This window comes from Microbacterium sp. NPDC076911 (assembly GCF_040687125.1).
In the GTDB taxonomy this organism is placed as follows: domain Bacteria; phylum Actinomycetota; class Actinomycetes; order Actinomycetales; family Microbacteriaceae; genus Microbacterium.
On the sequence record NZ_JBFBMP010000006.1, the window covers coordinates 145,534 to 169,965 of the forward strand.

23 protein-coding genes and 1 tRNA gene are annotated in these 24,432 nt (G+C 62.2%); 18 read left to right on the forward strand and 6 right to left on the reverse strand.

Translation table 11 applies throughout. From position 1 onward, the window contains the following. Positions 1–75 precede the first annotated feature (75 nt). The 5 genes from AB0O81_RS11125 to AB0O81_RS11145 are packed head-to-tail and all read left to right on the forward strand — an operon-like array spanning position 76 to position 6,147. A complete protein-coding gene (locus tag AB0O81_RS11125) occupies positions 76–1,650 on the forward strand; it encodes a carboxyl transferase domain-containing protein (RefSeq protein ID WP_363584227.1) in 1,575 nt (524 codons plus the stop codon). Between the two features lie 5 nt (positions 1,651–1,655). Beyond that, positions 1,656–3,647 (forward strand): biotin carboxylase N-terminal domain-containing protein, encoded by a 1,992-nt coding sequence (locus AB0O81_RS11130; RefSeq protein ID WP_363584229.1) that lies wholly within the window; start codon positions 1,656–1,658, stop codon positions 3,645–3,647. A 13-nt stretch (positions 3,648–3,660) separates the two neighbouring features. Next, the gene (locus tag AB0O81_RS11135) at positions 3,661–4,812 is read left to right on the forward strand and encodes an acyl-CoA dehydrogenase family protein (RefSeq protein ID WP_363584231.1); all 1,152 of its coding nucleotides are present in this window, start codon (positions 3,661–3,663) and stop codon (positions 4,810–4,812) included. Between the two features lie 4 nt (positions 4,813–4,816). Continuing rightward, positions 4,817–5,323: a MaoC family dehydratase gene (locus AB0O81_RS11140; RefSeq protein ID WP_363584233.1), complete on the forward strand. Its 507-nt coding sequence runs from the start codon at positions 4,817–4,819 to the stop codon at positions 5,321–5,323. Next, positions 5,323–6,147, forward strand: a complete 825-nt coding sequence (locus AB0O81_RS11145; protein WP_363584235.1) for a CoA ester lyase — start codon at positions 5,323–5,325, stop codon at positions 6,145–6,147. Before AB0O81_RS11140 ends, AB0O81_RS11145 begins: the two co-directional genes overlap by 1 nt. 6 nt (positions 6,148–6,153) lie before the next feature. Here the strand turns inward: AB0O81_RS11145 and AB0O81_RS11150 are convergent, their stop codons facing one another. Beyond that, positions 6,154–6,756: a histidine phosphatase family protein gene (locus tag AB0O81_RS11150; protein WP_363584237.1), complete on the reverse strand. Its 603-nt coding sequence runs from the start codon at positions 6,754–6,756 to the stop codon at positions 6,154–6,156. A gap of 40 nt (positions 6,757–6,796) precedes the next feature. Continuing rightward, a complete protein-coding gene (locus AB0O81_RS11155) occupies positions 6,797–7,648 on the reverse strand; it encodes a Sir2 family NAD-dependent protein deacetylase (RefSeq protein ID WP_363584239.1) in 852 nt (283 codons plus the stop codon). A 73-nt stretch (positions 7,649–7,721) separates the two neighbouring features. On the opposite strand from AB0O81_RS11155, the gene AB0O81_RS11160 reads away from it, so the two are divergent. After that, on the forward strand, positions 7,722–8,528 hold the full coding sequence (locus AB0O81_RS11160) for an RNA methyltransferase (protein ID WP_363584241.1): 807 nt from the start codon (positions 7,722–7,724) through the stop codon (positions 8,526–8,528). Here AB0O81_RS11160 and AB0O81_RS11165 read toward each other — a convergent pair. After that, a complete protein-coding gene (locus tag AB0O81_RS11165; RefSeq protein WP_363584243.1) occupies positions 8,525–9,385 on the reverse strand; it encodes an SGNH/GDSL hydrolase family protein in 861 nt (286 codons plus the stop codon). The two genes, AB0O81_RS11160 and AB0O81_RS11165, sit on opposite strands and share 4 nt — an antisense overlap. A gap of 139 nt (positions 9,386–9,524) precedes the next feature. Here AB0O81_RS11165 and AB0O81_RS11170 point away from each other — a divergent pair, with 139 nt between their 5' ends. Further along, positions 9,525–11,369, forward strand: coding sequence for a DEAD/DEAH box helicase (locus AB0O81_RS11170; protein ID WP_363584245.1), 1,845 nt, complete (start codon positions 9,525–9,527; stop codon positions 11,367–11,369). 27 nt (positions 11,370–11,396) lie between these two features. Here the strand turns inward: AB0O81_RS11170 and AB0O81_RS11175 are convergent, their stop codons facing one another. Further along, positions 11,397–12,713, reverse strand: a complete 1,317-nt coding sequence (locus tag AB0O81_RS11175) for a chloride channel protein (RefSeq protein ID WP_363584248.1) — start codon at positions 12,711–12,713, stop codon at positions 11,397–11,399. Between the two features lie 91 nt (positions 12,714–12,804). Here AB0O81_RS11175 and AB0O81_RS11180 point away from each other — a divergent pair, with 91 nt between their 5' ends. The 4 genes from AB0O81_RS11180 to AB0O81_RS11195 all read left to right on the forward strand — a co-directional run bounded on the left by AB0O81_RS11180 (position 12,805) and on the right by AB0O81_RS11195 (position 16,781). Beyond that, on the forward strand, positions 12,805–13,674 hold the full coding sequence (locus AB0O81_RS11180; protein WP_363584250.1) for a formate/nitrite transporter family protein: 870 nt from the start codon (positions 12,805–12,807) through the stop codon (positions 13,672–13,674). Positions 13,675–13,761: 87 nt separating this feature from the next. Then, positions 13,762–14,910 (forward strand): hypothetical protein, encoded by a 1,149-nt coding sequence (locus AB0O81_RS11185; protein ID WP_363584252.1) that lies wholly within the window; start codon positions 13,762–13,764, stop codon positions 14,908–14,910. Between the two features lie 4 nt (positions 14,911–14,914). After that, on the forward strand, positions 14,915–15,916 hold the full coding sequence (locus AB0O81_RS11190) for an ATP-binding cassette domain-containing protein (protein ID WP_363584254.1): 1,002 nt from the start codon (positions 14,915–14,917) through the stop codon (positions 15,914–15,916). Further along, entirely contained in the window at positions 15,903–16,781 is an 879-nt protein-coding gene (locus AB0O81_RS11195) for an ABC transporter permease (RefSeq protein ID WP_363584256.1), read from the forward strand. Before AB0O81_RS11190 ends, AB0O81_RS11195 begins: the two co-directional genes overlap by 14 nt. A 9-nt stretch (positions 16,782–16,790) precedes the next feature. On the opposite strand, the gene AB0O81_RS11200 is transcribed toward AB0O81_RS11195, so the two are convergent. Further along, positions 16,791–17,018 carry an RNA-binding S4 domain-containing protein gene (locus AB0O81_RS11200; RefSeq protein ID WP_363584258.1) on the reverse strand — a complete coding sequence of 76 codons (228 nt, stop codon included), beginning with the start codon at positions 17,016–17,018 and terminating at the stop codon, positions 16,791–16,793. Positions 17,019–17,156: 138 nt separating this feature from the next. Here AB0O81_RS11200 and AB0O81_RS11205 point away from each other — a divergent pair, with 138 nt between their 5' ends. From AB0O81_RS11205 to AB0O81_RS11220, 4 genes are all read left to right on the forward strand, one after another. Continuing rightward, a complete protein-coding gene (locus AB0O81_RS11205) occupies positions 17,157–18,254 on the forward strand; it encodes a VIT1/CCC1 family protein (protein ID WP_363584260.1) in 1,098 nt (365 codons plus the stop codon). Positions 18,255–18,345: 91 nt separating this feature from the next. Then, positions 18,346–18,429, forward strand: a tRNA-Leu gene (locus AB0O81_RS11210). A 95-nt stretch (positions 18,430–18,524) separates the two neighbouring features. Further along, positions 18,525–19,826, forward strand: coding sequence for a M20/M25/M40 family metallo-hydrolase (locus AB0O81_RS11215; RefSeq protein WP_363584262.1), 1,302 nt, complete (start codon positions 18,525–18,527; stop codon positions 19,824–19,826). 50 nt (positions 19,827–19,876) lie between these two features. Further along, entirely contained in the window at positions 19,877–20,701 is an 825-nt protein-coding gene (locus AB0O81_RS11220) for an undecaprenyl-diphosphate phosphatase (RefSeq protein ID WP_363584264.1), read from the forward strand. Positions 20,702–20,712: 11 nt separating this feature from the next. On the opposite strand, the gene AB0O81_RS11225 is transcribed toward AB0O81_RS11220, so the two are convergent. After that, on the reverse strand, positions 20,713–21,588 hold the full coding sequence (locus tag AB0O81_RS11225; RefSeq protein ID WP_363584266.1) for a PAC2 family protein: 876 nt from the start codon (positions 21,586–21,588) through the stop codon (positions 20,713–20,715). Between the two features lie 69 nt (positions 21,589–21,657). Here AB0O81_RS11225 and AB0O81_RS11230 point away from each other — a divergent pair, with 69 nt between their 5' ends. Genes AB0O81_RS11230 through AB0O81_RS11240 form a run of 3 tightly spaced genes read left to right on the forward strand, consistent with a single transcriptional unit; the run spans position 21,658 to position 24,335 of the window. Next, the gene (locus AB0O81_RS11230; RefSeq protein WP_363584268.1) at positions 21,658–22,344 is read left to right on the forward strand and encodes an HAD family phosphatase; all 687 of its coding nucleotides are present in this window, start codon (positions 21,658–21,660) and stop codon (positions 22,342–22,344) included. Beyond that, positions 22,341–23,369, forward strand: a complete 1,029-nt coding sequence (locus AB0O81_RS11235) for a tRNA (adenine-N1)-methyltransferase (protein WP_363584270.1) — start codon at positions 22,341–22,343, stop codon at positions 23,367–23,369. Before AB0O81_RS11230 ends, AB0O81_RS11235 begins: the two co-directional genes overlap by 4 nt. Before the next feature lie 9 nt (positions 23,370–23,378). After that, complete coding sequence (locus AB0O81_RS11240; protein ID WP_363584272.1) at positions 23,379–24,335, forward strand: FKBP-type peptidyl-prolyl cis-trans isomerase; 957 nt, start codon at positions 23,379–23,381, stop codon at positions 24,333–24,335. The last annotated feature ends 97 nt before the right edge of the window (positions 24,336–24,432 follow it).

Sequence of the window (24,432 nt, forward strand, 5' to 3'; positions counted from 1 at the left end):
GGTTAATGAACACTAACCAATTCCGGTGTGCGTCGCCAACGTGCGTAATCGGATTGTGACGTCGATGGAGATGACATGAGTGTGTCGAGCGGTGTGGCCGACAGTCAAGCGCAGCTTGCTGAACAGTTGCGCGAGCGACTCGAGGTCGCAGCGCTAGGCGGCCCGGAAGCATCTCGGCAACGGCACATTGCCCGAGGCAAGCTGTTGCCCCGAGAGCGTGTGAATCGCCTGCTCGACGAAGGCAGTCCGTTCGTTGAGATCGCACCTCTCGCCGCTGACGGCTTGTACGGGGGAGAGGCTCCAGGGGCCGGAGTCATTGCCGGCATCGGGCTGGTGCATGGTCGACACGTCATGGTGGTCTGCAACGATGCCACGGTCAAGGGCGGCACGTACTTTCCTATGACCGTGAAAAAACACCTCCGGGCCCAAGAGATTGCGCTAGAAAATCGGCTGCCGTGCCTCTATCTAGTCGATTCCGGCGGCGCATTCCTTCCCATGCAAGACGAGGTCTTTCCGGATCGCGATCACTTCGGTCGCATCTTTTACAATCAAGCCCGATTGTCTGCCGCTGGCATTGCTCAGATTGCCGCGGTGATGGGCTCCTGCACCGCAGGTGGCGCGTACGTGCCAGCGATGAGCGACGAGACGGTGATCGTGCGGGATCAGGGCACGATCTTTCTTGGCGGACCGCCGCTCGTAAAGGCTGCCATTGGCGAGATTGTCACCGCCGAAGAGCTGGGCGGGGGAGAGATGCATGCCAAGCGCTCGGGCGTGGTCGATCACCTCGCGGATGATGACGAACACGCGCTCGAGATCGTGCGCGACATCGTCGCGACGCTGCCGCCACCTGCAAAGCCCTCCTGGGAGGTCGCAGCAACACGTCAGCCCGCAGTGGAGACGCGAGATCTATACGACGTTGTTCCTGTCGACGTCAATCAGCCGTATGACGTGCACGAAGTGATCGAGCGACTTGTCGACGGCAGCGACTTTCACGAGTTCAAGAAGGAGTACGGCGACACGCTTGTCACCGGCTTCGCGCACATTCACGGTCATCCTGTCGGCATCGTTGCCAACAACGGTGTGCTGTTCAGCGAGTCGGCCCAGAAAGGTGCTCACTTCATCGAGCTGTGCGACCAACGAGGCATCCCGTTGCTCTTCTTGCAGAACATCTCGGGTTTCATGGTGGGTACCGATGCCGAAGCCGGTGGCATAGCGAAAGACGGCGCGAAGATGGTCACCGCGGTCGCGACAACCCGGGTGCCCAAGCTGACCGTGGTCATCGGCGGCTCGTTCGGCGCAGGGAACTATTCGATGTGCGGGCGCGCCTATTCCCCGAGGTTCTTATGGTCATGGCCTGCTAGTCGCATTTCGGTGATGGGTGGAACCCAGGCGGCTTCCGTGCTCTCGACGGTGAAGCGTGACCAGATTGAAGCGCGCGGCGACAACTGGTCAAGCGATGAGCAGGCGACCTTCGAGGAACCGATTCGTGCCGGGTACGAAGAACAGGGCAACCCCTACTATGCGACGGCGCGGTTGTGGGACGACGGTGTGATCGATCCCATGGACACCCGCGACTTGCTCGGTCTCGCACTAGACGTCGTCGCTCGAACCCCGTTGCCCGAACCACGCTTCGGCGTCTTCCGAATGTGACCCTGATGACCTCTTTTGACACTGTGCTCGTTGCGAATCGCGGCGAAATTGCGCGCCGCGTGATTCGCACATTGCGAGCGCTTAACATTCGTTCGGTTGCTGTGTACAGCGATGCCGACGCGAACGCGCCGCATGTGCGTGAAGCCGACGTGGCCGTGCGCATCGGCACGGCTGCCGCATCCGAGTCGTACTTGAACATCGACGCGGTGTTGCACGCGGCGCGCGCGAGCGGTGCGCAGGCCATTCACCCCGGCTACGGGTTCCTCTCTGAGAACGTGGCGTTTGCGCGCGCATGTGCCGAGAGCGACATCGTGTTCATCGGACCGACTGAGCACGCCCTTGAGGTCATGGGCGACAAGATTCGATCGAAAGAGCAGGTGAGCGCCTACGGGGTGCCGACTGTGCCCGGATTCAGCGCGGCCGGGCTGAGCGATGAGGCTATTGCCCGAAAGGCCGATGAAACCGGCTACCCGCTTTTGGTCAAGCCCTCCGCAGGTGGCGGCGGCAAAGGCATGCAGGTGGTGCGTCATGCAAGCGAACTCACTGAGGCACTGGCGGCAGCCCGACGGGTTGCGGCTGCGGCTTTCGGCGATGACACTCTGCTATTTGAGCGACTTATCGAACGGCCACGCCATATTGAAGTGCAGGTGCTGGCTGATGAGCATGGCAACGTGATTCACCTCGGTGAGCGTGAATGCACCCTGCAACGCCGGCACCAGAAGGTGATCGAGGAGTCTCCGTCGATAGCAGTGGATGCTGCCACTCGCGAACGACTAGGCGCAGCGGCCTGTGCAGCCGCGGCAAGCGTCGGCTACGTGGGCGCTGGCACAGTGGAGTTCTTGGTGGCCGCGCAGCATCCTGAGGACTTCTTCTTTATTGAGATGAACACACGACTGCAGGTTGAGCACCCCGTGACCGAAGCGGTCACGGGTATCGACCTTGTCGAGCAGCAAGTCCGTGTCGCAGCGGGACGAGCGCTCGAGATTGCGCAGCAGGATGTGGCTCTGACCGGTCACGCTATCGAGGCGCGCGTGTATGCCGAATCACCGGAGCGCGGTTTCTTGCCCGCAACCGGCGAGGTGCTGATGTGGCGGGCCGCAGACGGCGTGCGCACCGACTCAGCAGTTGAGACGGGCAGCGAAGTCACCGCTGACTATGACCCGATGATCGCGAAGGTAGTCGCCTTCGGCGCGAGCCGGGTCGAGGCACTGGCGCTGCTTGATGAGGCACTCGCTGAGACTGTGTTGCTCGGCGTTGACTCGAACATTGGTTTCTTGCGAGCTTTGATTGCTCACCCCGATGTGGTGTCGGGTGAAATGGACACGGGTCTGATCGACCGGATGCCGCCGTTCGAGGAACCTGCACTTGGCCTCGCACCGTTGACGGCAGTCGCGGTAGGCGGTGCCGCAAAGTCGAACATTCACGACAATCCGAATGCGGCGAGTGAACTGTGGCGCTCGAGTTCTGGCTGGCGAGGAAGCGCGAGCGCCGTGCTGCGCACAGCTGCATTCGAGATGGCTGATGGCACGCTCACGACGGTGAGCCTGCCCGTAGCCGCGCACACGACCGGCGATCACATCGCGGTGGCTGTTGATCGCGATGGATGGTCGTGGGTTCACGCACACGGCGAAACGCGCCGGCTGCGCGCACTGACGCGTCGTGAGGCGAGTGCTCAGCAACGGAGCAGACGAGCACGCGCGGGCGCCGCGACCAATCCCGATCTTCGAGCGCCCATGCCTGGTGCCATTGTCGCTGTTCACGTCGCGGACGGCGATCAGGTCGTTGCGGGAGAGCGGGTGCTCACGATTGAGGCGATGAAAATGGAACACCCCATCGTGGCCGAGCATGACGGTGTGGTGCACGTCATCGGCGCGGTCGGTGAGCAGGTTCGGCGTGACCAGATTCTGGCGCGCGTTGATGAGACATCGGCTATTGACTCTCACCGCACCAACCCAACCGAAGCGGCGGCTCACGAGGCCGCCGCTGCCGAGTCCTGAACCGAGGAGAAGCATGGACAACTACGCCCTTTCCGATGAAGAGCGCGAGCTCGCGCAGCTGGTGCGTGAATTCGCACAAGAAGTCGTGGCTCCCGTCGCGTACGAAGCGGACCGTACGCACACGTTGTCGCTCGATGTGATTGCTCAGATGGGCGAGATGGGGTTGTTCGGCCTTCCGTTTCCGGAAGAAGTCGGTGGCCAAGGTGGGGACCATTTCGCGCTCTGCCTCGCGATCGAAGCGCTCGCGCGGGTTGACCAGTCGATCGCGATCACGCTCGAAGCGTCAGTCAGTCTGGGCGCAATGCCGCTTTATCGATTTGGTACCGACGAGCAGAAGAGCGAGTTTCTTCCCGACCTGCTCGCTGGGCGCGCGTTGGCTGGGTTCGGATTGACTGAGCCCGAAGCGGGCTCTGATGCGGGCGCAACGCGCACGACGGCGCACCTCGACGGCGCTGAATGGGTGATCAACGGTTCAAAGCAGTTCATCACCAACTCGGGGACCGCCATCACTCGCTTCGTCACGGTGACTGCGGTTACCGGCGAGCGCGACGGGCGCAAAGAGATTTCGACCATCATTGTTCCCAACGACACTGCCGGATTCACCGTGGAGCCGGCGTACGACAAGCTTGGCTGGCACGCCTCGGATACGCACCCGCTCTCGTTCCAAGACGCACGCGTGCCCGAGGCCAACCTGCTCGGCGAACGAGGTCGCGGATTCGCGAATTTCCTCTCTGCGCTCGACGAGGGACGTGTTGCCATCGCTGCGCTCGCCACGGGCGCTGCCGAGGGCTGTCTGGAAGCCGCGATCGACTACGCGCACAAACGGGTGGTGTTCGGCGAACCGCTTGCCACACGCCAGAGTGTGCAGTTCATGCTTGCGCGAATGAGATTGCGGGTGCACAACGCCCGCCTCGCTTGGCATCATGCGGCGCGCCTGCGTGACGCTGGCAAGGCATTCAAAACCGAAGCGGCCATCGCGAAGCTCACCGCAAGCGATGCTGCAATGGACAATGCGCGTGACGCCACGCAGATCTTCGGCGGGAACGGGTTCATGAACGAGTATCCGGTGGCCCGTCATTTCAGAGACTCGAAGATTCTTGAGATCGGAGAAGGTACCAACGAGGTGCAATTGCTCGTGATTGCTCGCTCACTCGGGGTAGCGTGAAGCTGTGACCGACATCGTGCAACGCGGGCTGTATTTCGACGAACTCGAGGTGGGGGCGCGGTTCGCACATCGACCGGGGCGAACGGTGACAGACGCTGACAACGTGCTGTTCTCGTCGTTGACGATGAACTCGCAGGCGCTGCATCTCGACGCAGCGTACGCGGCAACCCAGCCGTTTGGTCAGCGCCTCATGAACTCGATGTGGACGCTGTCAACACTCGTGGGGGCGTCGGTTTCACAGATCACGCAGGGCACCCTGGTCGCGCAACTGGGATTGAACGACATCACGTTCCCTGCGCCGCTTTTCCACGGCGATACTCTCTACGTCGACACCGAAATCGTTGACAAACGGCTGGCAGCGTCTCGGCCGGGGCAGGGGATCGTCACCATGCGCCATACCGGTCGAAACCAAGACGACACCATCGTGGCAACCGCCACTCGTGTGGCACTGATGTGGCTCTCGGATGCTGCACCAGACGTCACTCGCGCGGGTGAAGCGAAAGAAGAATAATGAGCACCGTGCAGACCCCGTTCGATCTCGGTCCAGCGTTGTTGTTCTGTCCGGCGGATCGCCCAGATCGTTTCGTAAAGGCAGCCGCTTGTGCCGACGCGGTCATTCTCGACCTCGAAGATGCGGTGTCGCCCGCTTCCAAAGCAGCCGCGCGCGGTGCGCTCATCGAAGCTGAGATCGATCCTGAGCGAGTGATCGTGCGGGTCAACTCCATCGACACCGACGCGTATATGTCAGACATGTCGACCCTGTCGCAGACAGATTTTCGTCGCATCATGGTGGCAAAAGCGGAGGGTCCCAAGAAGATCAGCAAGATGGACTCACGCTTCGAAGTGATCGCGCTGTGCGAGACCGCCAAGGGTGTTGCCAATGCTGAGCGCATCGCTGCGCTCGACAACGTCTCTGCGCTCATGTGGGGAGCCGAGGATCTGGTTGCGAGCCTTGGAGGCACATCGTCACGCAAGCCGAACGGTCGCTACCGCGACGTCGCCCGTGTCGCGCGAGCTCAGGTTTTGCTCGCGGCTGGGGCACGGGGAAAATCCGCTATTGACGCCGTTCACCTTGATATCGCTGACACGAAGGGACTGGCAGTCGAAGCGGGGGATGCGGCAGCATCCGGATTCGCTGCTACGGCCTGCATTCACCCGATTCAGGCCGACATCATTCGTGAAGCGTACCGACCGGACGCGCGCACGATCGAATGGGCTCGGGCCGTGCTCGCTGCGGCACAAGACGAGCGCGGTGTGTTCCGTTTTGACGGCCGCATGGTAGATGAGCCGGTGTTGCGGCACGCGCGATCTGTGCTCGTTCGCGCGGGCGGGTAAGCCGCGCTAGACCGATGCGGTGATTTCAGTCAGCATGCTGAGCTGCTCGCGTTCGTAGAGCAACTCGTGTGCGGACCCGTTTGTGAGCCGCACACCGACCGGCGGGTGCTCGCCAGCGCTCGCGTGATTGAGAAGCTCTCGAATCAGGGCACCGTGGGTGACCACGATAAGGGATGCGTGCGACGGCGCGGTTGCTCGCCGAAGGTCACTGACTGCTTCGCCCAGTGCGGCGATGCCACGATTGCGCAGCGCGCTGCGAGATTCGGCGCCGGGCACCTCAGCGGTGTTGCTCGCGCCCCAACGTGCTTTGAACTCTTCATCGGTGACGCCTTCGGCTTCGCCGTATGAGCGTTCACGCAATCCCGGATAGGTGCGCGGGGCGGTCAGACCAAGCTCGCGCGCAATGATTTCGGCCGTTTCTTGAGCGCGCGACAGATCACTTGACACCACGACAAGGCGCTCGCGGTCACGCCGATCACGAAGGAGTGCTGCTGCTGTTCGAGCTTGTTCGCGACCGGTGTCGTTCAGCGGGATATCGGTTGCACCCTGAATGCGGCGAGCGTGATTCCAGTCAGTTTCGCCGTGGCGAATGAGAGTCAATGCGGTCACCCTGCGAGCCTACCGATCTGCCGCTGGCAGAAACCTGGAGTCAGCGCAGCGGGCTAAGTCGCTGCGCCAGCGCGGCGAGCACTTCGGTAGTGCCCGCGTTGAGCTTGACCGTAGCGCGCGCGTCGCCTCTCGTAGCGCCCCGATTGACGATGATGATGGGGAGCTTGCGTCGTCTCGCACGCTCCAACAGCCGGATGCCGGAATTCACCACGAGGGACGAGCCAGCAATAATCAGCGCGTCACTTGACTGCACGAGCTGTTCAGCTTCGCGAAACTTCTCGGCCGGAATGAACTCACCGAAGAACACCACATCGGGTTTCAGCATTCCTCGACACACGCTGCACTCAGGAATAACGAAACCCGCCGTCGATTCGGGCAGCACGTCGCCATCGGGGCCCAAAGGAACGTTCTCGGGAACGGTAATCCACGGGTTGTCTGCTTCGACACGTCGAGCGAGGTCGCGGCGGTCAAAGACCTGGCCACACTTTGTGCAAAACACCCTGCGCATGGTGCCGTGAAGTTCGACAACCCTGCGACTCCCCGCGCCGACGTGCAAGCCATCGACGTTCTGGGTTACGACACCCGTAACCAGACCCCGCGATTCGAGCTCTGACAAAGCTCGGTGCCCGCCGTTCGGTGCTGCTGAGGCGAATGCCTGCCAGCCCAGATGGCTTCCTACCCAGTAACGGCGACGAGCAGACTCGTTTGACAAATACTGGTCAGCGGTAATCGGAGTTCGAGTCGGTGCGCCCTGGCCGCGGTAGTCGGGGATGCCGGAATCGGTGGAGATTCCTGCACCTGTCAGCACTGCGATCCGTCGGTCCTGGAGCGCGGCCGCCGCTTGTTCCAGCCCGCGAGAGAGCTCTGCGTCAACCTCGGAGACGATCGTCACGGCGTACCCCCTTCAAAACGAGTGTAGGCCGGACGGTTTACCGGGATGTTACGGGCTCTGTCAGAGTGGGGTAATGCTCGTCTTGCCGCTGACTACTGCCGATGACCCGCGGCTTGCCGATTATCGAGACCTCACTGACGTCGCACTGCGTCGCGTGCTCGAGCCGGAGGGAGGCCTATACATCGCCGAATCCGCCAAGGTAATCGCCCGGGCTGTCGCCGCAGGGCACCGGCCGCGGTCTGTGCTGGTGCAACAGAAGTGGCTCGCGGATATTGAACCAGTACTCGCGGATTTTCCCGACACCCCGATCTATGTCGTCGAGCCCCACATTGCGGAGCAGCTCACCGGATACGCGGTGCACCGAGGTGCGCTCGCAGCAATGCACCGCCCGGAGCCACTCTCGGTCCGTGAGGTGATTGCCGACGCGCGCTTGGTCGTGATTCTCGAAGACATCGTCGATCATACGAACGTCGGCGCGATCTTCAGAGCGGCCGCTGGCCTCGGCGCCGACGCAGTACTCATCAGCCCACGGTGCGCGGATCCGCTGTACCGCCGCTCGGTGCGCGTGAGTATGGGAACTGTTTTTCAGGTGCCGTGGGCGCGACTGCCGGAATGGCGCGCCGCTCGCGAGATTTTGCACGATGCCGGAATGCACCTCGCAGCACTCGCGCTGGCTGATGGCGCGGTTGACCTTGATGCGTTCGCCGAGGCACGACCCGAGCGCGTCGCCCTCATGCTCGGAGCCGAAGGCGACGGACTGAGTCGGCGGGCGCTCGACGCGGCAGACACCGTGGTGACGATTCCCATGGCTGGGGGCGTCGACTCGCTCAACGTTGCGAGCGCGAGCGCGGTCGCGATATGGGAGCTACGTGCCCGCTAGGCGAGTTCACCCGGTGTCTGTTCCGGGTCTTTGCCCGGAGCGAGCGTGGTGAACGGCACGGCATCGGGTCGCTTGGCGGCGATCGCGTCGCCTGACGACTGGTGGCGCAGGCGGCGAAGTACCCATGGAACCAAGTGTGCGCGTGCCCAGACCAAATCGCCGGTGCGCGCTTCACGCCAGGTGCGGTTCGGCACAGGCTCGGGAACCATCGGCTGCAGGTCGTTGTCAACGTTCAGCGCGCGCAACACCATTCTGGCCACCTCATGGTGGCCGAGTGGATTCATGTGCAACCTGTCATCGTCGAAGAAGCGCATGTCTTGAACCTCTTTGAGAGCCCACTGATCGGCGACGATGCAGTCGTATTTATCGGCAATCGCGCGAATGTTCTCGTTGTAGATTGCGACCTTGCCGCGAATTCCACGAAACACCGGAGTGAAGTTGGTGTCGATTCCGGTGAACACGACCACTGTCGCACCGTGTTCGGCGAGGCGCACCACCGCATCTTCGAATAGCTCTGCCACCCGATCGGGGTCACCACCGGGGCGAATGACGTCGTTGCCGCCCGCAGAGAAGGTCACGAGGTCGGGCTTGAGCGCAACAGCAGGCTCGATCTGCCCGTCGACGATCTGCTGAATCAGCTTTCCGCGAATAGCGAGGTTCGCGTAGGCGAAGTCGGGAACCTGTTCGCCGAGCACCGCAGCGACGCGGTCTGCCCAGCCACGATGGCCCCCTGGAGACGACGGATCAGGGTCGCCGATACCTTCGGTGAACGAGTCTCCGACCGCGACATAGCGGCGCCACGGATGCGGCTGTGCATTCGGAACGTACGGGCTGCGATTCTCATCGAATTCTGACATGCTGCTCCTCGGTTTGTGACCGACCCCAAGGCTATCGCGCCGTGTGATCTGTGCCCACCGACATCGGCGGTCATGCCCGCGATGTCAGTTGCGTCGTTTAGTGTGGTGACTCGTTGTGTGAAGGTTCGGGGGAGGTGCTGTGCAGGAAGATTCGCTTCTTCAAGACCGCGATGAGTCAGCCCACATCGGCAGCTTTGCCGCCGAGCATCTCTCGCCCTCGTTTCCGCAGCGCGCACCCTGGGGTACGGCGCAACGCCTTCGCGCGTGGCAGGCCGAAGCGCTCGACATCTATTTCGCCATGGATGGTCCCGATGGTGAAGGCGGCGGGCCACGAGACTTTCTCGCGGCAGCAACCCCTGGGGCAGGAAAGACCACTTTCGCACTACGTCTTGCGAGTGAGTTGCTTCGTCGCCGCATCATCGACCGCATCGTCGTTGTGGCCCCGACCGAGCATCTGAAAACACAGTGGGCCGATGCAGCAGCAAGGGTGTCGATCAGACTGGACCCCGCCTTTAGCAATCGTCACTTCGCCCCGGCAAAGCACTACCACGGCGTCGCAGTGACCTATGCGCAGGTCGCCGTCAAGGCATCGGTGCACCAACGACTGGTGATGGATGCACGAACGCTTGTGATTCTTGACGAGGTGCACCACGGCGGCGACGCACTCTCATGGGGAGACGCACTCCGAGAGGCGTATGCGCGGGCGACTCGACGACTACTGCTCTCTGGGACGCCCTTCCGCAGCGACACCGCCCCCATCCCGTTCGTGGAGTATCACCCCGATGCCAAGGGCAATCGCGTGTCGCGCACGGACTACGCCTATGGGTATCGCCGTGCGCTTGAAGACGGTGTCGTTCGTCCAGTGATGTTCATGGTCTATGCGGGGCACATGCGATGGCGCACCAAGACCGGCGACGAGATGGAAGCTCATCTCGGTCAAGACAACACGAAAGACATCACTTCGCAGGCCTGGCGTACTGCCCTTGACTCAGAGGGCGAGTGGATTCCGGCGGTGCTGAAGTCGGCGGATCGTCGTCTCACCGAGGTTCGAGAACAGGTAGCCGATGCGGGTGGTCTGGTCATCGCGACTGACCAAACGGCGGCGCGAGCGTACGCGGCAATTCTTCACGCCATCACTGGCGAGCAGCCAACCGTCGTGCTTTCAGACGAAGCAGAGGCATCGTCGCGCATCGAGGAGTTCGCGAAGTCAAGCTCGCGGTGGATGGTCGCGGTACGCATGGTGTCGGAAGGCGTCGACGTGCCACGGCTCGCCGTTGGCGTATACGCGACTTCAGCATCCACCCCCTTGTTCTTCGCCCAGGCGATTGGCCGATTCGTGCGCGCGCGCAAGCGAGGTGAGACAGCCAGCGTGTTCCTGCCCAATGTGCCGCAGCTGCTCGGCTTGGCGAATGAGCTTGAGCGCCAGCGCGACCACGCTCTCGATCGCGATAGCGAAGACGACGAGTGGAACGCCGAAGAAGACCTGATGGATGCTGCGGAGCGCGAAGACAAAGCCTCTGACGCGCTCACAGAAGAGTTCAGCTACCAGGCGCTAGGATCCCTCGCTCACTTTGACCGCGTGTTGTTTGACGGCAAGGAGTTCGGTCAGCTGGCTGTGCCTGGCACTCCCGAAGAAGAAGAGTTCTTGGGACTACCCGGACTGCTTGAACCTGAGCATGTTCACGAGCTGCTCATGCAACGCCAGACCCGTCAGGGCCGGCACCGACAAACCCGTGAGGCATCGGAGCAGGCGAGTGGCGAGCAGACTGAGAGTACGATTCCGGCGCCGCTACACCGAACGCTTAAAGAGCAACGTCAGCTACTGAACAGCTTGGTGGGCCTGTACGCTCGCCAGGCGGGCGAGGCCCACGGCCTCGTTCACGCAGAGCTGCGTCGTATCTGCGGCGGCCCAGCCGTTTCGCACGCAACCGTTGCTCAACTGCAGTCGCGAATCGACATTCTTCGCAGCCGCATTCGCTCCTAGTCTGTTGCAATCCGGCGCTCGGGGCGTCTAGCTCAGCTTTGCACCGTCTGTCGTTGGTAGCGGGGTGAAGCGTGCAGAGGCAACGTGTGCAACTACTACCGACACGATCACCAACGGCATCAGCGCGAGTCCGTCGGCGGCGAGGATCAGCGAGGTCAACAGCACCGACGTGAGTGGCAGTTTGAGCATCACGACGCACATGGCGCCGATGCCCATTGCCATTCCGGCGATCGGCGGAAGTCCGGGCAGGTGCGCGAGCGCCGCGCCACCGACTGCGCCAATGAACAGCGCGGGAAAGGTCGGACCGCCGCGAAAGCTGCTCAGTGCCAAGCCGTAAGCAAGCGCCTTGCAAACAAGCAGGAGCAGTAGGGCGCCGACGGTGTAGTCAGAAACGTTCTCAATCAATGGACCGAGCGCCGTTTGCCCTGAGAACAGCACGTCGGCCGAACTCATGCCGGTAATGGCGGCGTAACTCACGGCGAGCGCAGCGATCGCAACGCCGACGAGTGGCGTGATCACGAGAAGTCGGCGTTCTACCTGCGTGCGCAACGTGACACCAAGCCAGCGGATGGCGGCGCCAACGGGAACAGCCAGCAGGCCAATCGCAATCGCCCACAAGAACTGCACGCCAGAAGGAGCGTCGGCCGCAGGGAGATTTGGAATGGCAAGGGAGAAGGTACCGAGTCCCGTCCACGCGTCAAGCCCTACAAAAATGAGGGAACCGACACCCGCTGCCAGCAGACCCGGTACGAGTACGAGTCCCAACGCCGGTCCGCCAAGCCCCGATGCCTCCATCAGAAGGAATGCACCGGTGAGTGGCGACCCCAGCAAGGTGCTGATTGCGGCGAAGCTGCCCGCCGCCGCCATCATGGTCTGAACTCGGGGCGGGGCACCGCGTTTGACGAGACGCACTGCCAGTGCGCCAAGACCGGCACCGAGAGCGACCAGCGGTCCTTCAGGACCGAGCACCACCCCGAGGCTGAGGGTGCCGAGGGCTGCGAACAAGATGCCGGGCAACTGCGCGCTGCTCGGTGCGCCTTCCATCTTGAATCCGTCGGCCGGCGAGTTTCCACCGGTTCCCGGCAGGTACTTGATTGCCAGCGAGACGAGAATACCCGCGGCGAGCAGAGGCACAAATGGCCACCACAGCGGGGCGGTTCCGCCACTGAAACTCGCAGGCAGGGTCGTGAAGATCCATTCCTGCAGAAAATCCACAAGCGCGAGGAAGAAGTATGCGATCGCGGCGATCGGAGCGCCAACTGCTGCACAGAGAATGAGGAGGGATACGTAGCTCTTTGAGCGCAGCACCGCGGCGGGATCGGGAGCAGAGGCGGTCGTCGTCATTCGACGTCACGTCCTTTCGTCGGTGCCGGGTGGCGCACTCGGTCAGCATAGTGGAGGGCGGAGTTGCCCACCGCTGTGCGAACCTAGTCGCATGAGCGATCAGAGCCAGCTCTTTCCGGGCAAGCATTTCATCTCGACCGTTCTTGGCGTGCTCGGCACCAAGACCACCATGAGCGGTGGTCTTGCCCGCGTTTTTCTCATGCGTTCGGCTATGGCCGGCGCGATCATCGGTGTGATGTACCTCACCTACTTCGCGGTGCTCGCCGCTTTCGATGACATCGCGAACGGCGAGCTCGATGGTGTCGGTCACATCGTGGCTGCGTTGGCATTCGGCTTCGCCCTCGTCTTTATCTACTACAGCAAGTCAGAATTGCTGACCTCAAACATGATGATCGTCACAGTGGGCGCCTACTACCGCACGACCGCGTGGTGGCGGCTGTTGCGCATTCTGGTGCTCTGCTATGCCGGCAACATCGTGGGCGGACTCTTCATCGCACTCCTCGTCATGTTCTCGACGCTTGCCGATGGCAACGTGGGTGAACAGATGAACCTGGCTGTCGACCACAAGCTCGCATATCTGACCGCCGGTGTTTCGGGTTGGTCAGATCTGTTCGTGCGCGCGATTCTCTGCAACTTCATGATCAACCTCGCCATGCTGCTGGTGTACAACGGATTGATCAAAGACGACCTCGCGAAGATGGGTGTGATGATCGCGAGTGTGTTCGTCTTCGGCTTCGTCGGCTTTGAGCACTCGGTCGCCAACACCGTGCTGTTCTCGATCGTGGGTCTGCAGCAGGGTATCGACGTCGGACTCGCCCTCGGCAATCTAGGAATCGTGCTGCTGGGCAACTACATCGGGGGCGGGCTGCTGATTGGCCTCTACTTCGCGTACGCGAATGACAGCCGGCGCTACCTAAAGAAGCATCCCGACACCGTTGACGAACCGACACCCCAGCCATAACCGGTGCGAACGCGGCGTAGGTGGGGAGATGCTGGACGTTTGCACTGAGCGGGCCCGGCCACTGATCCGCAGACGTACGCTGAAAGCATGACCTCCCGAACCAAGAGGGTCTCCCCGCGTGCCGCTCGCCGGTCGCTTCTCGCGATTCCCGCCATTGCCGTCCCGACAGCGATTGTTGCTGCAGCCGTCTTGATCCCGAACGCCGCTTCAGGCGCGGTGGATCTTCCTGACTTGACGCCGCAAGAGCTTCTCGAATTCGCGGCCGCCAGTGAGGTCGATCAGCTGAGTGGAACCATCGAGCAGACGGCGGATCTTGGCCTGCCTGATCTCGGTGGCCTCACCACGGCTTTTCGCTCCGACACAGCGGCTGTAGACGACAACGCGGCAGATATCGACGATCTGCTTTCGCTTGCTACCGGCTCGTTCACTGCCAAGGTCTATCTTGATGGCGACCGCGCGCGACTGCAGGTGCTCGATTCACTTGCCGAACGCAATGTCTACCTCGACGGCGAAACCGACACCGCCTGGTTTGTCGACTCTGACTCGCAGACCGCAACGAAGATCACACTCGGCGTGGGCGAGAAGTTCGGTGCGGATGACGCGCGTGAGCTTCCGACTCCCCAAACCACGCTCGAAGAAGCGCTCGCGAACCTCGACGAGACCACAGTTGTCACCGTTGGATCTGACGCGAGCGTTGCGGGCAGGGACGCCTATGAGCTCATTCTCGAGCCGCGCAGTGATGACACTCTCGTTGAGAGCATTAGCTTCGCGATCGACGGTGAAACGGGAATGGCGTTGTCGGCATCGATATCCGCCGCGGACAGCACTGATCCCGCGTTTTCGATTGCATTCACAGACGTGTCGTTCGATGCCCCGGATGCTTCGACGTTGACCTTCGAGCCGAGTTCGAACATCACCGTTTCTGAAAAAGAGATCGCACTGCCCTCGCATACTGATCAGGAAGCGATGGTCGACGATGCCACCGCACCTGAGATGAGCGTTGTTGGCGAAGGGTGGTCAACAGTCGTTGAAGTTTCGGCGGCGGACGGCGGCTCGCAGACGTCTGAAAGTCTCACTGCGGAACAGCAAACGATGCTCGAGAGCTTCACGACTGCGGTCGACGGCGGACGGGTGTTCCAAACGGCATTGCTCACAGTTCTCATGACCGACGACGGTCGAATTCTTGTCGGTGCGGTTCCCGTGAGTGTGCTCGTAGACGCAGCATCCGGCGAATAACCGAATGCCTTCGTTCTCTGCCGAGCAGCACACGCACACGAGCAGCGCCGACCTCGCGATACAAACCCATGGGCTGACGAAACGGTTTCACAAGCACGTGGCGGTTGCGGGAATCGATCTGGCCGTGCCGCGCGGAGCGGTTTTCGGCTTTCTCGGACCCAATGGCTCAGGTAAAACGACCACGATCCGCATGTTGCTGGGACTCGTGCGCCCAACCACCGGTGAGGCGTACGTGCTGGGTTCGCCGATGCCGCGAACGTTAGCGACGGTGTTGCCTCGCGTTGGTGCACTTGTCGAGGGACCAGCATTCTGGCCATACCTCAGCGGAGAGCAGAACTTGCAGCGGTTGGATGCTGCCGATCCCCGTTCTGACGCCCGTTCTCGCGACAAGCGGGTCGCGTCAGCGCTCGAACGTGTTGGCCTCTCTCACGCGGCGGGTAAGAAAGCTCATGCGTATTCGCTGGGCATGAAGCAACGGCTCGGCCTGGCCAATGCGTTGCTCACCCCGCGCGATCTGCTTGTGCTCGATGAGCCGACCAACGGGCTCGACCCGCAGGGCACTCGCGAGGTTCGCGCGCTCGTGCAAGCAGTCGCCGACGAAGGAGCGACTGTCTTCGTGTCGAGTCACCTGCTGGCGGAAGTCGAGCAGGTTTGTACGCACGTGGGCATCATGAGCGCTGGCTCGCTCGTGTCGCAGGGAACTCTCGAGGACTTCCGCAGCGGCGGGGGCGGGGCGCGCGCACGAGTTGATACTCCTGATGTCGCAGCGGCGACGCGTGTGCTCGTAGGACTGGGGCTGGCTGTTGTGTCATCGAGCGCAGGCGCCGCTGATTCCACAGCTATCGTCGCGACCTTTCCCGACGAAGCGGCCGATCCACGGCCGGATGCGATCGTCGCGGCGCTGGTACAGCAAGGGGTGCGCGTGAACGGTTTTGCGGTGGAGCGCACCAGTCTTGAGCAACGTTTCGTCGAGCTGACAGGGGAGGGCTTTGATGTCGTCGCCTGACCTGCTGAAGGCCGGCGCTCCGTCCGCCGATGGTGGCGGCTTGCAGCTGAGAGGAACGCTGCGGCTGTTGCGAAACGAGTTGCTCACTCTGTTGAGGCGTTCGCGTACGTGGGCGATGCTTGGTGCCCTTGCGCTCATTCCGGTCCTGCTGGCGATTGCGCTGCGGGTTGCAGGTGGCACCGACGCGGGCCGTGGTCCTGCATTCCTCGATCAGATCACCAATAACGGCCTCTTCGTGGGGGTCGCTGCAATGACGCTTGCCATCCCACTGTTTCTGCCGCTCACGATTGCGGTGACGGCTGGCGATTCCATTGCTGGGGAGGCCAGCCACGGAACACTCCGCTACTTGTTGATCGCCCCCGCCGGTCGCATTCGCTTGTTGTGGGTGAAGTACCTGGTGGCCGCGGTGTTCGCTATCGCGGCGACGTTGACGATTGTGGTCTTCGGCACCCTCGCCGGTTGGGTGCTCTTTCCGGTCGGACCGTTGACTCTGGTCTCGGGAACCGAGGTGTCAGTGGGTGAGGGGCTGCTGAGGTTGCTCGCGGTTGCTGCCTACGCCACGATTTCGCTGCTGGGTCTGACTGCGATCGGTCTTTTCCTGTCGACGGTGACAACAGTGCCCGTGGGTGCGATGGCAGCCACGGCGATCCTCGCGGTTTCGGCGCAGATCGTCGGATCGATTCCACAGCTTTCGGCGCTGCATCCGTTTCTCTTCACAGATCGATGGCTGGATTTTGCCGACCTGTTGCGTTCGCCGATCGTATGGGATTCATTCGTCGACAACGCGCTGATTCAAACGGCTTACATCGTGCTGTTCTTCGTCGCTGCGATGGTGCGCTTCACCCGGCGCGACGTGTTGTCGTAGCAAACGACGTTATGCGCAGACGCGCACCTGGTGGCCGCTGAATGCGACAACGTCGCCAAACTGAAGCTGGCGACCGCGGCGGCGATCGACCTCACCGTTGACGGTGACGTATCCGTCGATAATGGCTTCTTTCACGTCGCCGCCCGTGTCGAGGAGTCCTGCAAATTTCAGGAACTGGCCGAGGCGAATCGACTCGCCATCAATGGAAACATCGTCGATTCGAGCCGGGTTTGTCATGTTCGAATGCTAGCCGACTAGCGAAAGTTGGAGGGAGCCGTTCGGGATTCCGAAAAGCTGTCAAAGGTGATTTGAGTGCGGCCTGCACGCCGGGATCTAACTAGCGTAGGAGCATTCCGAACCGGAGCTTGGAGGCTCATGAACTCGTCGAGAGCTGTTCCCGATGCTGAGCCGACTGCTGCTGACCGGCGACGCTGGGCCAGGTATCTGGTGGACGAACGCGCCGAAGCAGACGTTTACCGTCGCCTCGCGGGGCGCCGCACCGGAGAAGAACGTTTGATCTTGCTCGCGCTGGCTGACGCAGAGGGCCGCCACGAAGCGCATTGGCTGGATCTTTTGGGCGGCGAACCTGCTCGCTTGCCTCGACCTGGCGTGCGCACTCAGAGCCTTGGGTGGATGGCGTCGAGGTTCGGATCGATCTTCGTGCTCGCGTTGGCCCAGAACGCTGAGGAGCGCTCGCCCTACGACGATGACCCTCACGCGTCAGCGGCCATGGCAGCCGATGAGAAGGTGCACTACGAGGTCGTGAGGGGTCTCGCTGCGCGGGGGCGGCGTCGGCTTTCAGGAACATTTCGCGCGGCCGTATTCGGGGCAAACGATGGACTTGTCAGCAACCTCGCGTTGGTGATGGGCATCGGTGCGACGGGTGTGGCACCGCAATTCGTGCTCTTCAGCGGTTTGGCGGGACTGCTCGCTGGTGCGCTGTCAATGGGCGCGGGGGAGTACGTGTCGGTTCGGTCTCAACGAGAGCTGCTGGAAGCGACAGAGCCCAGTAACTATGCAAACGCGGCGCTGAACGATCTCGACCTTGATGCCAACGAGCTGGCGCTCGTGTATCGCACGCGCGGAATGCCTAAAGACGAGGCACAGGTGCGCGCCCGCGAAGCAGTCGCGAGCGCGCAGCAGGGAACGGCGCACCCAGGGGAGCATGTCGCGGCACGCGATGACGACGATGTGGTCGGCAGCGCCTGGCGTGCAGCGATCTCAAGCTTCTTGTTCTTCGCGTCGGGCGCGGTGATCCCTGTTCTTCCCTGGATCCTCGGCCTATCGGGGTTTGCAGCGATCGTGCTCGCACTCGTGCTGGTGGGAATTGCGCTCATGGCAACGGGCGCAGCCGTTGGAGTGCTGTCTGGTGGGCCGCCGCTTCGGCGCGCGCTGAGACAACTGGCGATCGGCTACGCGGCGGCCGCGGTCACCTACGCGCTGGGCTTGGCATTCGGCGTCACCCTGGGTTGAGAATCGCGCGATTAATTCCCGCCTCGATTCGTTGTCTCTGCACCGACATGGTAATGTCGTTCCTCGGTTGCAAAACCGAAAAACACCACCTGCGCGGGTGGCGGAATAGGTAGACGCGCTAGCTTGAGGTGCTAGTGCCCGAAAGGGCGTGGGGGTTCAAGTCCCCCCTCGCGCACAGAATGAAGAAGGCCCCCGGAAGGGGGCCTTCTTCTGTTAACGGCACCATTTCGTGGCGGATACGGGCCCGCCTTTCGCGGTAAGTTTGTCGGCATGCCTCCCGCCGACAGTCCGCTTTCAGAGGTCGTCACGATTGCACGTGATCTGATCCGCATCGACACCACTAACCACGGTGGTGGGCGCGCCAACGGCGAACGCGAAGCCGCAGAATACGTCGGGGCGTATCTAGAGTCCGTCGGGCTCACACCGACGTATTTCGAGCCGATCCCTCGGCGTACCAACGTGATGACCCGCATCCCGGGCCGCAATCCCGACAAGCCTGCACTGGTGGTGCACGGCCATTTGGATGTCGTCCCCGCCATCGCCGAAGACTGGAGCGTTGATCCGTTCGCGGGTGAGATTCGCGACGGGATGCTCTGGGGGCGTGGCGCGGTCGACATGAAGAACATGGACGCCATGATTCTGACCTCGGTGGCCGACATTTTGCGCAGCGGAGAGCAGCCCGAACGCGATCTGATAGTCACATTCTTCGCAGACGAAGAAAACGGCGGCGTCGAAGGATCCGAACTCGTCGTCCGCGATCATCCGGAGTGGTTCGCGGGCGCCACCGAAGCCATCAGCGAGGTTGGCGGATACTCGATCGCCGTCGGCGAGCGACGGGCCTATCTGCTGCAGGTGGGAGAAAAGGCGCTTATCTGGATTCGGCTGGTGGCTCGTGGACGAGCAGCCCATGGCTCCAGCTACCACTTCGACAATGCGGTCACCACTCTTGCGAAGGCTGTCGCCGCCCTTGGCAGCACCCAGTGGCCGGTCAGTCTGACGCCCGCGACGACCGAGATGCTCGCCCGCCTCGGCGAGCTCGCAGACATCGGTTCGACCGATCCCGATGCCATCGCGGCGACCGCGGGCACAGCTGCAGGGTTCCTTCGTTCGAGTTTTCGCACCACCACAAACCCGACGGGGCTCACTGCTGGCTACAAGCACAACGTGATTCCAGACCGCGCAGAAGCTTTGATCGACGTTCGTGTGTTGCCCGGCACCGAAGAAGCCGCGCTAGATGACATTCGACGCATTGTGGGCGAAGGCGTTGACGTCGAGATTGTGCACCAAGACATCGGTCTTGAGGTTCCGTTCTCAGGTGACCTCGTCGGCGCCATGGTGGACGCGCTCGGCCGTCACGACCCCGGAGTCCCCGTGGTTCCATACCTGCTCGGCGGGGGCACCGACAACAAGGCACTCGCGGGCCTAGGCATTGAAGGGTACGGCTTCGCGCCGCTTCGACTGCCCGCAGGCTTCGACTTCACTGGCATGTTCCACGGGGTCGATGAACGAGTTCCGCTAGATGCACTCGAGTTCGGCCAGTCCGTGCTCACTGACCTGTTGCGCACCTACTGACGAAATAGACTCTGGGATGCTCCCCCCGGCATCCTCGGCGAAAGGCGCCCATGCAATTTCTCGAAGCGATCATTCTCGGCTTCATGCAAGGACTCACCGAGTTTCTTCCGGTGTCTTCGAGCGCGCACCTACGCATTCTCGGAGAGTTTCTTCCGACCGCTCAGGACCCTGGCGCGGCCTTCACCGCTATCACTCAGATCGGCACGGAAGCGGCTGTCGTGCTGTTCTTCTGGCGTGACATCGTGCGCATCATCGGTCAGTGGTTTCGGTCGCTGGTTGGCAAAGTGCCGCGAAGCGACCCCGATGCCCGCATGGGCTGGTTCATCATTGTCGGCAGCATCCCTATCGTCGTTCTCGGTTTGATCTTTCAAGACCAGATTGAGACAACGTTCCGCTCACTGTGGATCGTCGCCGCCATGCTGATCTTCTTCGGCGTTCTGCTCGGAATCGCAGACCACGTCGGCGCAAAGAAACGGAAGCTCAACGACCTCACACTGGGCCACGGCGTGGTGTACGGATTCGCGCAGTCACTCGCACTCATCCCGGGAGTGTCGCGCTCGGGTGGCACGATCACGGCGGGTCTTTTCATGGGGTACGAGCGTGCGGCAGCCGCGCGCTACGCCTTTTTGCTCGCGATTCCCGCGGTCTTCGGCAGCGGTTTCTACCAACTCTTCAAGAGCTGGGACGAGCCGGGAGTGTTCACTCTCGCCGAAACAGCGGTGGCAACCGTAGTGGCATTCCTGGTCGCACTCGGCGTGATTGCGTTCTTCATGAAGTGGATCTCACGCCACAGCTTCTTGCCATTCGTGATCTATCGCGTTGCGCTCGGCACCACCTTGATCGTGCTGCTCAGCATGGGCGTGATCTCGGCGTAGCTGCTCAGGTGTCAGCGCCGCGGACGGGGCGGGTCATCGCGCCCCGGCTTCGTCGGCCCACCATCGCCGCCCCGGCGCAGATAGCGTTCGAACTCTTGAGCAATCGCGTCGCCTGACGCTTCCGGTGAATCCCAGGTGTCGCGCGTTTGCTCGAGCTGTTGGATGTACTCGGTCATCTCTTCGTCGTCTGCGGCAGCCGCATCGATGGATGCTTCCCAGGTAGCAGCGGCGGTGGGCAGATCGCCACGCGGCAACGAGGCGCCGGTGAGGTCTTCAAGGCGATCCAGAAGCGCCAGGCTCGCTTTGGGAGACGGCGTGTGTCCGGCGACATAGTGCGGAACGCTCGCCCACAGGCTCGCGGCGGGAATACCTGCCTCGTTCGCCGCGTGTCCGAGCACACTGAGGATGCCGACCGGTCCCTCATAAGTGCTCTTCTCAAGCTCGAGTGACGTGCGCAGCTGATCCGAGTCGCTTCCGGCGAAGACTGAGATCGGCCGAGTGTGCGGAACGTCCGACATCATCGATCCGAGTGCAACGAATCCGGTGATGTCAGCGGCGAGCGCGGCATCCATGAATTCGCTGGCGAACGCCTTCCAAGCTCGGGCCGGTTCGACGCCGGTGAGCAGCCACAGTTGCGTGCCTCGGGTCGTGCGGGTGGGCTTGAACAGCGTGGCTTCGGGCCAGACGAGCGAGCGGGTGCCATCAGCATCCATCGTTAGCTGGGGCCTTGTGTATTGGTAATCGAAGTACAACTCCGGATCCACGCTGAACACTGGCTCGTAGGCGCCAGATTCGCGAAGATGGGTGATCGCCGACGACGCAGCTTCTCCGGCATCGTTCCATCCATCAAACGCAGCGACGAGTATTCGACGTCCCATTCCGTCCACGTGACCTCCTTCGGCGCCAGATAAGTTCCCTCCACAATAGGCCCGCGCACTGACGGGTAGCATTGCACGGTGAGTTCATCCCCGCTTTCTGCCGTCCTGTGGGACATGGACGGAACCCTTGTCGACACCGAGCCTTACTGGATGGCAGCCGAAACGCCGCTCATTGAGAGGTTCGGCGGCACGTGGTCGCACGAACAGGCGCTCGCCTGCGTAGGCCTCGGACTCGAAGATTCAGCGAGGATCTTCCAGACCGCTGGCGTGCGCATGGCCGTGCACGAGATCACCGCGCATCTCACCGATGAGGTGATGCGCCAACTCGCAACCGAGGGCGTGCCGTTTCGCCCTGGTGCGCGCGAGTTGCTCGCCAGCTTGCGCGCAGCCGGAATCAAGACGGCACTGGTGACGATGTCGTTGCGGCGCATGGCCGACACCGTGGTCGATTTGATTGATTTCGACGCGTTCGATGTGGTTGTTGCCGGCGACGAAGTGACTCGACCGAAGCCTTTTCCTGATCCGTACCTGCAAGCGTGCAAAGCGCTCGGCGTGAATGCTCAAGACACCGTGGCGATCGAAGACTCGCCCAATGGGCTGCGCAGCGCCGTTGCGTCTGGTGCCTCAACAATTGGCGTTCCCCTCATGGTTCCCGTCGAAGGCGTCGGTGCCGACGCTATTTGGCCAACCCTTGAAGGGCGCACCGCCCAAGACTTGGCATCCTTCCATGCCGATGTTCGTGCACGAAAGGATTCCTCTCGATGAATCAGCGACCCAGCGGACCGTTCCGCGTCGGTGACCGAGTGCAGCTGACCGGACCGAAGAACCGGCTGCACACCATCACGCTCCGCGAAGACGGAGAGTTGCACACGCATCACGGTGTGCTCAAGCACATCGACCTGATCGGCCGTGACGACGGTTCGGTGGTTGCGAACAGCAGTGAGCACGAGTATCTGGCGCTTCGACCGCTGCTGCGCGACTTTGTGATGTCGATGCCTCGCGGCGCCGCCATTATCTATCCGAAGGATGCCGCCCAGATTCTTGCCGAGGCAGACGTCTTCTCTGGCGCCGTTGTTGTCGAGGCAGGAGTGGGTTCTGGAGCACTATCTCTGTGGCTCTTGCGTGCGATCGGCGCTGAGGGAAAGCTGCATTCGTTCGAACGCCGTGAAGATTTCGCCGAGGTCGCACAGGCAAACGTCGAGACGTTCATGGGTGAAGTGCCCGGTAACTGGCAGGTTACTGTTGGCGACCTCGTCGAAGCGCTCCCCGAAACTGTTGAGCCGGCGTCGGTTGATCGTGTCATTCTCGACATGCTCGCGCCGTGGGAGTGCATTGATGTGGTCGCAGATGCGCTCACCCCCGGCGGGGTAGTGCTCTGCTACGTCGCAACAGCCACCCAGCTCAGTCGCGTCGCCGAGTTCATCCGGGGGACGGGCCTGTTCACCGAACCCGAGGCGAACGAGACCATGGTGCGCGGATGGCACGTCGAAGGCCTCGCCGTTCGTCCCGACCACCGCATGATCGCGCACACCGGATTCCTCATCTGGGCGCGCAGATTGGCGCCTGGCGCAGTGCCGCCCGAAGTCAAGCGTCGTGCCTCGAAGTCGAGCTACGGCGATGAAGACGTTGAGATGTGGACTCCCGGGGCGGTGGGTGACCGTCAGATCACCGACAAGAACCTGCGCAAACGTGTGCGGGAGGCGCAGAAAGCGGCACAGGGCGCGCGCATTGCAGCGGCATCAGCGTTGAGTGACGTTCCCGCGGCAGATGAGGTTGATCCGTCCGCCTAGACTGTTGCGGTGCGTAAGTTCCCTGTTGCCCTCACCGTTGCCGGAGTCGCTCTCGTCTCACTGACGGGATGCACCGCATCGTCGACCGCCGATTGCGTTCCCGCGTCGGGGTCAGAAGAGCTCGACCTGATCAGCGTGAGCGGCCCCGTTGAATCGGTTCCCGTCGTTGACGTCTATACGCCGTTCTACGTCGATGAGACATCGTCGCGTGAAGACGTATCGGGCGAAGGCACGCCCATCACTACAACCTCGCAGTTGGTTGTCGTAGACGTTGCGCTTTTCAGCGGCCAAACCGGCGAGCCGTTGTTGGCCACGCCCTACGACGGCGACCTTTCACGGGCCTACACCGTTGACCGCTGGAGCGAGCAGTTTCCTGCCTTCGATGAAGCGCTGATGTGCGCGACCGAGGGCTCTCGCCTCACCATCGCAATGGCTCCCGGCGACTTCGATGCCGTGTCGCTTGAGAGCGTGGGCGTCGAGGCAGACGACTCAGTAATCGGCGTCGTCGACGTGCGCAAAGTGTATTTGCCCGCGGCAGACGGCGATGACCAGTTCAACGCGGCCAACGGTCTGCCCACCGTCGTGCGCGCGCCCGACGGTCGCCCCGGAATCATCGTGCCGGGCAGCGCAGCCCCTGAGGAACTTGTCGTTGAAACCCTCAAAGAAGGAACCGGCGAAGTCATCACCGGTGACCAGGCCGTGCGCGTGCATTACACCGGGGTTACCTGGGACGGCCGTGAGGTCTTCGACACCACCTGGGACACAGAACCGGCGTCGATGACCCTTGACTCGGTCGTGCCAGGTTTCGCGGCGGCGCTTGAAGGCCAGACGGTGGGCTCGCAGGTGCTCGCAGTGATTCCACCTGACCAGGGCTACGGCGATCAGGCTCAGGGCGATATTCCGGCTGGCTCGACCCTCGTCTTCGTGATCGACATCGTCGGTCTCGACGAAGCTCCGCTCTCTTAGCGAGGCATCAACGGCCGATCCCGCGAGCGACTTAGGATGTGGGAGTGCCTGACAACTCACCGAACGCGGGTCCGCCCGAAGAACGACTGCTCAACCT

What these genes read in the sequence shown, in the direction of transcription:
- AB0O81_RS11125 (WP_363584227.1), top strand. Translation starts at nt 76, where the DNA reads ATGAGTGTGTCGAGCGGTGTGGCCGACAGTCAAGCGCAGCTTGCTGAA.
- AB0O81_RS11130 (WP_363584229.1), top strand. Translation starts at nt 1,656, where the DNA reads ATGACCTCTTTTGACACTGTGCTCGTTGCGAATCGCGGCGAAATTGCG.
- AB0O81_RS11135 (WP_363584231.1), top strand. Translation starts at nt 3,661, where the DNA reads ATGGACAACTACGCCCTTTCCGATGAAGAGCGCGAGCTCGCGCAGCTG.
- AB0O81_RS11145 (WP_363584235.1), top strand. Translation starts at nt 5,323, where the DNA reads ATGAGCACCGTGCAGACCCCGTTCGATCTCGGTCCAGCGTTGTTGTTC.
- AB0O81_RS11160 (WP_363584241.1), top strand. Translation starts at nt 7,722, where the DNA reads ATGCTCGTCTTGCCGCTGACTACTGCCGATGACCCGCGGCTTGCCGAT.
- AB0O81_RS11165 (WP_363584243.1), bottom strand. Translation starts at nt 9,385, where the DNA reads ATGTCAGAATTCGATGAGAATCGCAGCCCGTACGTTCCGAATGCACAG.
- AB0O81_RS11175 (WP_363584248.1), bottom strand. Translation starts at nt 12,713, where the DNA reads ATGACGACGACCGCCTCTGCTCCCGATCCCGCCGCGGTGCTGCGCTCA.
- AB0O81_RS11180 (WP_363584250.1), top strand. Translation starts at nt 12,805, where the DNA reads ATGAGCGATCAGAGCCAGCTCTTTCCGGGCAAGCATTTCATCTCGACC.
- AB0O81_RS11185 (WP_363584252.1), top strand. Translation starts at nt 13,762, where the DNA reads ATGACCTCCCGAACCAAGAGGGTCTCCCCGCGTGCCGCTCGCCGGTCG.
- AB0O81_RS11190 (WP_363584254.1), top strand. Translation starts at nt 14,915, where the DNA reads ATGCCTTCGTTCTCTGCCGAGCAGCACACGCACACGAGCAGCGCCGAC.
- AB0O81_RS11195 (WP_363584256.1), top strand. Translation starts at nt 15,903, where the DNA reads ATGTCGTCGCCTGACCTGCTGAAGGCCGGCGCTCCGTCCGCCGATGGT.
- AB0O81_RS11200 (WP_363584258.1), bottom strand. Translation starts at nt 17,018, where the DNA reads ATGACAAACCCGGCTCGAATCGACGATGTTTCCATTGATGGCGAGTCG.
- AB0O81_RS11205 (WP_363584260.1), top strand. Translation starts at nt 17,157, where the DNA reads ATGAACTCGTCGAGAGCTGTTCCCGATGCTGAGCCGACTGCTGCTGAC.
- AB0O81_RS11215 (WP_363584262.1), top strand. Translation starts at nt 18,525, where the DNA reads ATGCCTCCCGCCGACAGTCCGCTTTCAGAGGTCGTCACGATTGCACGT.
- AB0O81_RS11220 (WP_363584264.1), top strand. Translation starts at nt 19,877, where the DNA reads ATGCAATTTCTCGAAGCGATCATTCTCGGCTTCATGCAAGGACTCACC.
- AB0O81_RS11235 (WP_363584270.1), top strand. Translation starts at nt 22,341, where the DNA reads ATGAATCAGCGACCCAGCGGACCGTTCCGCGTCGGTGACCGAGTGCAG.